General features: G+C 38.8%; 7 protein-coding genes. All 7 read left to right on the top strand.

Annotation, left to right across the window (positions count from 1 at the left end; genetic code table 11):
* Positions 1-429: 429 nt before the first annotated feature.
* Positions 430-1788, top strand: coding sequence for a chromosomal replication initiator protein DnaA (gene dnaA / locus KTHG_RS19235; RefSeq protein ID WP_126989926.1), 1359 nt, complete (start codon positions 430-432; stop codon positions 1786-1788).
* Between the two features lie 179 nt (positions 1789-1967).
* Entirely contained in the window at positions 1968-3104 is a 1137-nt protein-coding gene (gene dnaN / locus KTHG_RS19240) for a DNA polymerase III subunit beta (RefSeq protein WP_126989925.1), read from the top strand.
* A 201-nt stretch (positions 3105-3305) separates the two neighbouring features.
* Entirely contained in the window at positions 3306-3524 is a 219-nt protein-coding gene (yaaA, locus tag KTHG_RS19245) for a S4 domain-containing protein YaaA (protein WP_126989924.1), read from the top strand.
* 3 nt (positions 3525-3527) lie between these two features.
* The gene (recF, locus tag KTHG_RS19250; RefSeq protein WP_126989923.1) at positions 3528-4637 is read left to right on the top strand and encodes a DNA replication/repair protein RecF; all 1110 of its coding nucleotides are present in this window, start codon (positions 3528-3530) and stop codon (positions 4635-4637) included.
* A 74-nt stretch (positions 4638-4711) separates the two neighbouring features.
* Positions 4712-6631 carry a DNA topoisomerase (ATP-hydrolyzing) subunit B gene (gene gyrB / locus KTHG_RS19255; protein WP_126989922.1) on the top strand — a complete coding sequence of 640 codons (1920 nt, stop codon included), beginning with the start codon at positions 4712-4714 and terminating at the stop codon, positions 6629-6631.
* Positions 6632-6655: 24 nt separating this feature from the next.
* Entirely contained in the window at positions 6656-9133 is a 2478-nt protein-coding gene (gene gyrA, locus KTHG_RS19260) for a DNA gyrase subunit A (RefSeq protein ID WP_139995956.1), read from the top strand.
* A gap of 187 nt (positions 9134-9320) precedes the next feature.
* Positions 9321-10412, top strand: a complete 1092-nt coding sequence (locus tag KTHG_RS19265; protein WP_139995958.1) for an HD-GYP domain-containing protein — start codon at positions 9321-9323, stop codon at positions 10410-10412.
* Positions 10413-10677: the final 265 nt, after the last annotated feature.

Genomic DNA, 10677 nt, shown 5'->3' on the forward strand with positions numbered 1-10677 from the left:
GAGTGCAATGCATTATTTTCTGTGGTAAAGTTAGTCACATTCCGTCTCACTTTTCCACAAGAACAGTGGATAACTCTGTGGATAATATTTTTCAGTAAAAAAGTTATACACAGCACTTATCCACAGGTTATCCACAAATCCACAGGGTGTGCATAACTTGCTTGTGTATAAATATACATTCTGTGGATAAGTACTTCAAACTATTGATTTAATAACGATTTCTTGGTATGCTATCTGTGCATAACCTTGTGGATAACTTTTTATATACAAAACTTATCCACACTATCCACAGGCTGTGGATAACTTTCATCCACAGGGTGTGGATAGTTTTTTTTTTGCTTGTGGATAGTGTGGATAACATACATGCACTGAACCATATTGTGTGGTATTTTCTCACACAATATTTTTTTAAGAAAGGGAGAAGCCAGCTTGGATCACTTAGATGAACTATGGGAAAAGGTTTTATCTGAAGCGAAAGAAAAAATCTCTAAACCAAGCTTTGAAACTTGGCTTAAATCTACAAAGCTTCTTGCTTATACTGGTGATGCTGTAACCGTTGTTGCACCGAACTCATTCGGTCGTGAATGGTTAGAGAATCACTATGTAACGTTGATTTCATCTATATTAGAGGAATTAACGGGCGAATCATTACAAATTCGCTTTATCGTGCAGCAAGATGCCGACCTAGAGGATTTTGAATCGAAACCAATGAAACCTAAACCTAAAGAGAAAAAAGAGGAAGAAGAGCCGATATTTGACCAGGCAACGATGTTAAATACGAAAAATACATTCGATACATTCGTTATTGGTTCGGGTAATCGCTTTGCACATGCAGCATCACTTGCTGTAGCTGAAGCACCTGCAAAGGCCTACAACCCCCTATTTATTTACGGCGGCGTTGGACTTGGGAAAACGCATTTAATGCATGCTATCGGGCATTACGTATTAGAGCATAACCCAAGTGCAAAGGTCGTTTACTTATCTTCTGAGAAATTCACAAACGAGTTTATTAACTCGATTCGTGACAATAAAACCGAAGAATTCCGCAACAAATACCGCAAAGTAGATGTGCTATTAATTGATGATATTCAGTTCCTAGCGGGGAAAGAATCTACACAGGAAGAGTTTTTCCACACCTTTAATACCCTTCACGAAGAATCAAAACAAATCGTTATTTCAAGTGATCGACAACCAAAGGAAATTCCTACATTAGAAGACCGCTTACGCTCACGCTTTGAATGGGGTTTGATTACGGATATTGCGCCTCCTGATTTAGAGACGCGTATTGCGATTTTACGCAAAAAAGCCATTGCAGATAAACTGACAGTGCCAAATGAGGTCATGCTATATATTGCGAATCAAATTGATTCAAATATTCGTGAACTTGAAGGTGCTTTAACGCGTGTTGTCGCCTACTCTTCATTAGTAGGGGAGACCATCACACCTGATGTGGCGGCACGTGCGCTGAAAAGTATCATTCAGGAGGGGGCACCAAGCTCACTTAATATTGGGGATATTAAACGCTCTGTTGGCGAACATTATCATATTGAAATCGATGAATTTGCGTCTAAAAAACGTACGAAAACTATCGCATTTCCTCGTCAAGTTGCGATGTATTTATCGCGTGAATTGACCGATAATTCACTGCCGAAAATTGGTGATGAATTTGGTGGTCGAGATCACACGACAGTTTTACACGCACATGAAAAAATCAGTTCACTCTTAAAAGAAGATATTCTTTTACAAGAAGATGTGAAACAGATTAAGATTACATTAGGCCAGTCATAAGCTGTTTTTAACCTGTGGATAAGTCACTAAGTTATCCACAGAGTTATCCACAGTTTATCCACAGGTGGATTGTTGATATACCAGTGCTTGAAGGCACTTATCCACAGTATCCACAGGCCCTACTATTATTTCTTCTTTAAATACTAAATATATATATAATATAAGAGAGGTCTTATTACATGAAATTTGATATCCAACGTGACCATTTATTAAATGGTGTAAATGACGTTTTAAAAGCTGTAAGTTCAAAAACAACGATTCCTATTTTGACTGGGATTAAATTAGATGCCACTAAAGATGGACTAGCTTTAACAGGGAGTGATGCAGATATTACAATCCAGGCATTCATTCCAGCTGAAAAAGATGGTGAAGAGTTAATCCATGTAACAGAACCAGGTTCAATCGTGTTACAGGCACGCATGTTTAATGAAATCGTTCGTAAGCTTCCTACAAACGATGTTGAGATTGAAGTAGCAGATAGCTATGAAACACGTATTCGTTCAGGAAAATCAGATTTCCATTTAATCGGCTTAGATGCTTCTGAATATCCAATGACACCAGATGTAACGAATGATAGCCAATTCACTTTAGCAGCGGATTTATTAAAACAAATTATTCGTGAAACTGTATTTGCGGTATCAGCAAGTGAATCTCGTCCCGTATTAACAGGCGTAAACTGGCAAGTAAAAGACAAAGATTTAGTTTGCGTTGCAACAGATAGTCACCGTCTTGCTCGTCGTAAAGTAGCTTTAGATAATTTACCAACGAATATGACAGGCGTTGCAATTCCAGGGAAAAGCTTAAATGAACTAAGTAAAGTCCTACCAGATGATCAAACATCTGTGGATATTTATTTAAATGCACAGCAAGTTGTCTTTAAAACAAATGATGTTGTGTTCTATTCTCGTTTATTAGAAGGCAACTACCCTGACACATCTCGTTTAATTCCAGAAGAATACCAAACAACAATTAAACTAAACGGTAAAGAATTATTACAAGCGATCGACCGTGCGTCATTACTTGCACGTGGCGACCGTAACAATGTGGTCCGTTTATCAATTGTGGATAACCAAACAATCGAAATTTCTTCTAACTCACCTGAAGTAGGTAAAGTAGAAGAACAAATTCCAGTTGAAGTATTTGAAGGCGATGATTTACGCATTTCATTTAGTGCGAAATTTATGATGGACGCGCTAAAAGCCATTGATGGCCAAGAAGTAGTGATTCAATTCACAGGTGCAATGCGTCCGTTCATTTTACGTTCTGTCCATGACGATGCTATTTTACAATTAATCTTACCAGTTCGAACTTATTAACAGCCTTATCCACAATATGTGGATAACTTTAACAAAAACGAGGACTCTACTCCCCCTCCGACAAGAATGGATGGGAGTCTGAGTCCTCGTTTTTTCAATAGAGAAAAAGGCACGCTGTGAATAACTTCAGCTTCTTTTACTTCTAGCCAAAATTTCGGTACAATATAGTAATAATGAGCAAAATTGAAGAGGATGAAAAAATTGAATCAAATTAAAATCAAAGATGAGTTTATTACGCTAGGACAATTTTTAAAATTAGCGGATATTATTAGTTCAGGCGGTCAAGCAAAATGGTTTTTACAAGAATATGAAGTGTATGTCAACGAGGAATTAGAAGACCGTCGAGGACGTAAATTGTATATTGGCGATGAAGTTGATATTCCTGGAGAAGGCCGCTTCGAAATTGTTACTGGAGAGTAGCCAATGTACATTGAACGTCTGAAGTTAACAAATTATCGAAATTACGATACAGAAGAACTAACATTTTCTAAAGAAATCAATGTTTTCATCGGGCAAAATGCGCAAGGTAAAACGAATGTCATGGAAGCCATCTATGTGCTTGCGATGGCAAAATCTCATCGAACATCAAACGAGAAAGAATTGATACGATGGGACACAGACTATGGTAAAATAGAAGGTGACATTCAAAAGAAATATGGTCGCCTTCCGCTTGAATTTATCATCTCGAAAAAAGGTAAAAAAGCGAAGGTCAATCACTTAGAGCAAAGTCGTCTAAGCGACTATATCGGACAAATGAATGTTGTCATGTTTGCACCTGAAGATTTAACGGTCGTAAAAGGCAGTCCACAAGTTAGAAGACGTTTTTTAGATATGGAGATTGGGCAAATTTCTCCGGTCTATTTACACGATCTTGTGACGTTTCAAAAAATATTAAAGCAGCGTAATCATTTATTAAAAGATAGTCGCGGTAAAAAGTTGGATGAAACACTGTTCTCGATTTATACGGAGCAGTATGTAGCGGCGGCTGTGAAAGTGATTCGTAAACGCTTTGAATTTATGGAGCTTTTGCAACAATGGGCAGATCCGATTCATTTCGGTATATCACGAGAACTTGAAAAGCTCGAGATTAAATATCGTCCTGTTAGCGGATTGGAGCGAGATTTTACAGAGCAGCAAATGTGCGAACATTTATTGCAAAAGTTAGACGAACAAAAACAACGAGAACTTGAGCGCGGTGTGACGCTCGTTGGTCCCCACCGTGATGACTTAGCATTTTTTGTAAATGGCTATGATGTACAAACATACGGCTCACAAGGGCAACAGCGTACAACCGCTTTATCATTAAAGCTTGCGGAGATTGAATTAATTCAGCAAGAGACTGGCGAAGCGCCGATTTTACTGCTCGATGATGTTTTGTCTGAGCTAGACGACTATCGCCAATCGCATTTATTAAACACAATACGTGGGAAAGTGCAGACGTTTGTGACAACGACAAGTGTTGATGGAATTGAGCACGAAACAATACGTGAAGCGAAGATGTTTCATGTGAAACAAGGTTCTGTAGACGTGTAATACATCGCGTTTTCAGAGCCTTGTCAGGTTCGATAACAAAAATGGAACGCCATGAAAGAGTAGGTGGAGTAATAATGGCAGAAGAAACAAAGCCGGCTGCATATGATGCCGATCAGATACAAGTATTAGAAGGTCTAGAAGCTGTCCGAAAACGTCCAGGGATGTACATCGGTTCAACAAGCTCTAAAGGTCTTCACCATTTAGTATGGGAAATCGTCGATAACAGTATCGATGAAGCATTAGCAGGTTATGCGACTGATATCGTTGTAGCCATCGAGAAAGACAACTGGATTCGCGTTGAGGATAACGGTCGTGGGATTCCTGTTGATACACAAGAAAAAATGGGGAAACCAGCCGTAGAGGTTATTATGACTGTGTTACATGCCGGCGGTAAATTCGGCGGCGGCGGATATAAAGTATCAGGCGGTCTGCATGGTGTAGGGGCATCGGTTGTAAATGCGTTATCAACAACCACAATCGTTCAAGTACACCGCGACGGTCATATCCACGAAATTATTTTTGAACGTGGTCAAACAGTACAGCCTCTTAAAGTAATCGGGGATACAGACCATAATGGTACGACAACTCGCTTTAAAGCGGACCCTGAAATCTTTAAAGAAACAACTGTTTATGAATACGATATTTTAGCGCACCGCGTACGTGAGCTTGCTTACTTAAACCGTGGGATTCGCATTTCAATCGTTGATGAGCGTGAAGGACAAGAACGTCGTAATGATTATCATTACGAAGGCGGGATTAAATCTTATGTTGAACATATCAACGAGAAAAAAGAACCGCTTCATGAAGCAATTGACTTAAAAGGTGAAAAAGATGGAATCTCAATTGAAATTGCGATGCAATACAATTCAGGCTTCGCATCAAACATCTTCTCATTTGCGAACAACATTAATACGTATGAAGGTGGTACACATGAGTCTGGTTTCAAAACAGCACTTACACGTGTTATCAACGATTACGCACGTAAAAACAATCTATTAAAAGCTGCGGATGCGAATCTTTCAGGTGAAGATGTTCGTGAAGGCTTAGTAGCGATTGTGTCAATTAAGCACCCAGACCCTCAATTTGAAGGTCAAACGAAAACAAAACTAGGAAACTCAGAAGTGAGCACGATTACAAACTCATTGTTCTCTGAGCACTTTGAACGTTTCTTATTAGAGAATCCAACGGTTGCTCGTACAATCGTTGATAAAGGGTTAGTCGCTTCTCGCGCACGTGTTGCAGCGAAGAAGGCACGTGAAATGACACGTCGTAAATCGGCGCTTGAAGTTTCAAGCTTACCTGGTAAACTAGCAGACTGTTCTTCTCGTCATCCTGAAGAATGTGAAATCTACATTGTAGAAGGGGACTCTGCAGGTGGTTCAGCAAAATCTGGTCGTGACCGTCACTTCCAAGCTATCTTGCCACTACGCGGTAAAATCTTAAACGTTGAAAAAGCACGTTTAGATCGTATTTTATCGAATGCAGAGATTCGTATGATGATTACCGCAATCGGTACAGGTATCGGTGAAGAATTTAATTTAGAAAAAGCACGTTATCACAAAATCGTTATCATGACCGATGCCGATGTCGATGGCGCGCATATTCGTACCCTACTATTAACATTCTTCTTCCGCTTCATGCGTCCGTTAATCGAAGCAGGCTACGTGTACATTGCACAGCCACCACTTTATCAAGTGAAACAAGGCAAGCACGTTGAATATTGCTACTCAGATGCAGAGCTACAAGAAATTTTAACGCGTCTTCCACAACAACCAAAACCACTTGTACAACGTTACAAAGGTTTAGGGGAAATGAACGCTGACCAATTATGGGATACAACAATGGACCCTGCGCACCGCGTACTATTACAAGTAGAGTTAGATGATGCGCTTGAAGCAGATCGCGCATTTGAAGATTTAATGGGTGATGACGTAGAACCACGTCGTCAATTCATTCACGAAAACGCAGTATATGTTGAAAACTTAGATATTTAGGTGAGCGAAGGGAGGTCACATACGTTGACTGAAGCAAATAACTCCGGTGTAAAGGGAGTAAATATTACAAAGACAATTAAAACGGCATTCTTAGATTATGCGATGAGTGTTATCGTATCACGTGCCCTACCAGACGTACGTGACGGCTTAAAGCCAGTACAACGTCGTATTTTATACGGAATGCAAGAACTAGGTAGTACATCTGATAAACCATACAAAAAGTCAGCACGTATCGTCGGGGATGTAATGGGTAAGTATCACCCTCATGGTGACTCTTCTATTTACGAAGCGATGGTCCGCATGGCTCAAGATTTCAGCTACCGCTATATGCTCGTTGATGGTCATGGTAACTTCGGTTCTGTCGATGGTGACGGCGCCGCTGCGATGCGTTATACGGAATCTCGTATGTCAAAAATCGCAATGGAAATGCTACGTGATATTAACAAAAACACAATCGATTATAAAGACAACTACGATGGCAATGAAAAAGAGCCAGCTGTATTACCAGCGCGTTACCCGAACCTTTTAGTAAATGGTGCTTCTGGTATCGCAGTAGGTATGGCAACAAATATTCCACCTCACCAATTAGGTGAAATCATCAACGGTGTATTAGCGCTTTCTGAAAATCCAGCGATTACAACCGAAGAACTAATGGAAATTATTCCAGGACCCGATTTCCCAACTGGCGGTATTATTTTAGGCCGTAGCGGTATTCGTCAAGCGTACGAAACAGGTCGAGGCTCAATTATGATTCGTGCAAAAGTTGAAATTGAAGAAAAAGCGAGTGGCAAAGAAGTAATCGTCATTCATGAACTTCCTTACCAAGTCAATAAAGCGAAATTAATCGAAAAAATTGCAGAACTTGTACGTGATAAAAAAATCGATGGTATCACAAGTTTACGTGATGAATCTGACCGTACTGGTATGCGTGTCACAATCGATGTGCGTAAAGATTCGAATGCGAATGTCGTATTGAACAACCTTTACAAACAAACAGCGATGCAATCAAGTTTCGGTATTAATACATTAGCTTTAGTCAATGGCCAACCAAAAACATTAAGCCTAAAAGAATGTTTATACCATTACTTAGAGCACCAAAAAGAAGTCATTCGTCGTCGTACAGAGTTTGAACTTAAAAAAGCAGAAGACCGCGCACATATCTTGGAAGGTTTACGTATTGCACTTGATCATATCGATGCAATCATCGCGCTAATTCGTGGTTCACAAACATCAGATGTTGCGAAACGTGGTTTAATTGAGGAATTCAAATTATCTGAACGCCAAGCACAAGCAATTTTAGATATGCGTCTACAACGTTTAACAGGTTTAGAGCGCGATAAAATTGAAGCAGAATACAATGAGCTTCAAGCGTTAATCCACCGATTACGTGATATCTTAGCGAATGAGGAAAAAATTATTGAAATCATTCATACCGAATTAAACGAAATTCGTGAAAAATTCAATGATGCTCGTCGTACAGAAATTATCGCAGGTGGCGCTGGTATGATCGAGGATGAAGATTTAATCCCTCGTGAAAACTCAGTACTTACATTAACGCATAATGGCTATATCAAACGTCTACCTGCTAATACTTACCGTAGTCAGCGACGTGGTGGTCGTGGTGTACAAGGTATGAATACGCATGAAGATGACTTTGTAGAACATCTATTGTATACATCAACGCATGATACGATTTTATTCTTCACATCAAAAGGGAAAGTATTCAAAGCAAAAGGCTATGAAATCCCTGAATACGGTCGTACTGCGAAAGGCTTACCAATCGTCAACTTATTAAACGTTGATAAGGGTGAGTATGTCACTGCGATGATTCGTGTTCCTTCATACGAAGAAGATGCGTACTTTATCTTTACAACACGTACAGGTGTAACAAAACGTACTTCATTATCGCAATTCGCCAACATTCGTACGAACGGCTTAATCGCTATTTCATTACGTGAGGACGATGAGTTAATTTCAGTACGTCTAACAGATGGCACGAAAGAAATCGTTATCGGTACACATAACGGGATGCTTGTCCGCTTCAAAGAAGAAGACATTCGCCCAATGGGACGTACTGCCGGCGGTGTCCGTGGTGTTCGTTTGAAAAATGATGACTTCGTAGTCGGCATGGAAATTCTAGAGCCGGGTCAAGAAGTATTAGTTGTTACAGCGAATGGTTACGGTAAACGTACGTCAGAAGATGAGTATCGTCTACAAACTCGTGGTGGTGTCGGTATTAAAACCATCCAAGTAACAGATAAAAATGGTCCAATGGCTGCTGTGAAAACAGTAACTGGTGAAGAAGATATTATGCTGATTACGGATAATGGCATGTTGATCCGTATGGACGTTGAAGATATTTCTGTAATTGGACGTAGTACACAAGGTGTTCGTTTAATCCGTTTATCAGATGGCGAACATGTTGCGACTGTTGCAAAAGTAGAAAAAGAAGTACCTGAAGATGATATCGATAGCGATGAAGCGTCTGAATCAGAAGAATAATTTATAACTATAAGAGACTAGGATGTATTCCTGGTCTCTTTTTTTATGTAAATTAAATAATGTTAATCATATTTAAAGTATGATAAGATACTATTGACCTATTATTGGAGTGAAAAAATAATACTAATGCTATATAAAAGTAAAATTAATGAAGCATTTGAATCAAATTAAAAGAAGAGGTGTTCATATGGAAGGTGTATTAACGAAAATACCAGAAGTTCGCTTAGGAAGTATTGTGTGTGAAGATATTATGGGAAGTACTCAGTCACCAATTATTAAAAAAGGGACAAAGGTAACGCGTGAAGTGATTCAAGTATTTAATGCATTTCAGGTGAAGACGGCATATGTTACGGGACCTGTTATATCTACGGATGTTATTGAGCAGCAGACCATGATTACAACACCGCTCAATTTTGATGAACCATTAACGCCATTTAAGAAGCGCTATCGTAATGCCGTTGAAAAATTTAAAAATGAATTTTTAAGCTGGGAGTCAGGTGCGAAGATTTCAATTCCAAATGTACGAGAAATCATTCTACCTCTTATTAATGATACGCTGCGCTACCGTCTACGGATTTTTACACTGAACGAATATTCAAATCCACGTGACTATATTTACAATCATGCCATTTCAACAGCACTTATTACAGCGGTAATCGCGCAAAAAATGAATTACACGAAAGGTGAGGTGATTCAGTTGGCACTTGCTTCTATGATTGCAGACAGTGGAATGGCTAAAATACCGAAAAAAATTCGTGAAAAGGCTGGCCCTCTTTCACAGTATGAATTTCAGATGATTAAAGAGCATCCTCGCGACAGTCTTCTTATGGTAAAAGAACTTCCATTAGTTAAAACAGAAATGAAGATTGCGATTTTTCAGCATCATGAACGTTTAGATGGTAGTGGCTATCCATGTAACTCTGTTGGTAATACGATTACTGTGTGCGCACATATTTTAGCTGTTGCAGATGTATTTCATGCCATGACTTGTGAGCGTATATATAAGAAAGCAACGTCTTCCTTTAATGTAATTGAAATGATTCAAAAAGAAGAGTTCGGTAAATTCCATATTGAACCTGTGCAAGCGTTATTAGATTGTGTGACAGATGTTGGCTTAGGAACGAGTGTTATGTTATCCAATCATTCAATAGGACAAATTGTTTTTACGAATAAGAATAATCCAACACGTCCAGTTGTAAAGATTGTAGGTTCTGATGAAACGATTGATCTTTCAAAAAGCAAAGATTTATATATAGAGAAAGTTTTAGTGAAAGATTAATAATAGAAGAATGAACTTATAGGGGCTTTGTATTGTATATAATGCGTACGTAATACGCTTTCATACGTTATTTTCATTCAAATAGTTTTCTTTAAAATTATTTCACAAAAGTTGTTGACTTCAATGGGGAATCTCTATATAATAAATTATGTTGAGTCGCCAAGAGCGTGACCGACAAAAACATAATAAAATTTCTTTTGAAAAAGTTGTTGACAACTTTAAAAAGATGTGTTATTATATATAAGTCGTTAAGATAACGACAGCG

The organism is Kurthia sp. Dielmo (assembly GCF_000307285.2).
Lineage (GTDB): Bacteria > Bacillota > Bacilli > Bacillales_A > Planococcaceae > Kurthia > Kurthia populi.